The organism is Halorubrum sp. AD140, from assembly GCF_034497445.1.
In the GTDB taxonomy this organism is placed as follows: domain Archaea; phylum Halobacteriota; class Halobacteria; order Halobacteriales; family Haloferacaceae; genus Halorubrum.
The window spans coordinates 1-1,247 of the sequence record NZ_JAXRUU010000243.1; the positions used below are offsets into that span (position 1 = coordinate 1).

The window sequence follows — 1,247 nt, forward strand, 5'->3', positions numbered from 1 at the left end:
TCAGATCGTTCGCCTTCGCATGGAATCAGCTTATCTGAACACCACCCATGAAAAAACGTCTAAAGTGCGGTCCCGATCAGGAACGATGAGCGATAGTCAACGGGGTGTGTTGGTCGTCGGCGATACGACAATCGATCTCTATCCGGTGGACGGGACATCGGTCACACCCGGAAGCCGGTTTGAGTGGCACATCGGCGGGACCGCGACGAACGTCGCACGATGGGCGGCCTCGCTCGGTAGCGAGACCAGCCTCGTGACCAATATTGGGACCGACGTTATGGGGGGACTGGCGGCCCAGCATCTCACGGATGGCCCAGTGGACACGACACACGTGACGCGCGTTGACGCCCCGTCACCGCTAACGCTTTATGTCCCGAAGGAGGACGGCGACCGGTGGAACGCGTGGGTGACCGGGAGCTGCTACGGATTCACTCTGCCCGCCGATCCGGCGACTCTCGTAGCCCCATACGAGTGGGTCCATTTGGAAGGCGTCACGTTGCCGACTGAAGTGAACCAGACTGCGGTTCGACGGCTCGCCGAGGCGGCAGCGAAAAGCGGTGCCTACGTCTCGTTCGATCTGAACGGACGGACGAACCAGTGGGCCACTCCTGACGCCTATCGACAGGCCCTCAAGGACATACTTCGGCACTGTGACCTGATCTTCGCCGGGACGGACGACCTCGCGGTGGCAGGTATCAATCGCACACCAGCGGGCATACTCGAACTGCTTCCGCCGAACCACTCGGCGATGGTGTTTATCACGGACGGGCCGGCAGAGACGACCGCGTTGACCGTGGATGACGGCGAGATCACTGAGCAGGTGACTGCGACTCCGCCATCGGCTACGGTCGCTACCACGGCCGGAGCTGGTGACGCGTTCGCTGGTGCAGTCCTCGCCGCACGGGACGACGGCATCTCGGATCTCGAAGAGTTAGCGACGATCGGGAACACAGCCGGCGTGGCCGCAGTGGCAACAATCGGCCCGTTTGACGCTGATGGCCTTGGTCTGACAGATCGTCTGTTCTAATTGGGGAGTCTGATAGACACCGTCGTTCTTCAGAGATGTTGGTCCGACTGCTCTGAACGTTCGTACCGACCCTCGGCTGTCTCCGGATCGTATCCGGCTTCTTGGAGGTTGGTGAGGACCTTGTTGATACTCTCAAGCGTAGTGGACAGGTTCTCGGTCGTACGGCCGCTGTTGAGGAACCCATCGCTGTCTGTATTCTCAACCAGCAGATTGGCATGAG

Annotated in this window: 1 protein-coding gene and 1 pseudogene; one reads left to right on the forward strand and one right to left on the reverse strand. The window is 60.5% G+C overall.

Annotated elements, in window-relative coordinates; all coding sequences use genetic code 11:
• The first annotated feature begins 85 nt into the window (after positions 1-85).
• The gene (locus tag U4E84_RS17855) at positions 86-1,027 is read left to right on the forward strand and encodes a PfkB family carbohydrate kinase (protein ID WP_322533420.1); all 942 of its coding nucleotides are present in this window, start codon (positions 86-88) and stop codon (positions 1,025-1,027) included.
• Positions 1,028-1,056: 29 nt separating this feature from the next.
• Here U4E84_RS17855 and U4E84_RS17860 read toward each other — a convergent pair.
• Positions 1,057-1,247 (reverse strand): annotated as a pseudogene (locus U4E84_RS17860) (CBS domain-containing protein); the annotation flags it as partial.

Excerpts from the sequence above, each read along its gene's own strand:
- U4E84_RS17855 (WP_322533420.1), top strand. The coding sequence starts at position 86 with ATGAGCGATAGTCAACGGGGTGTGTTGGTCGTCGGCGATACGACAATC.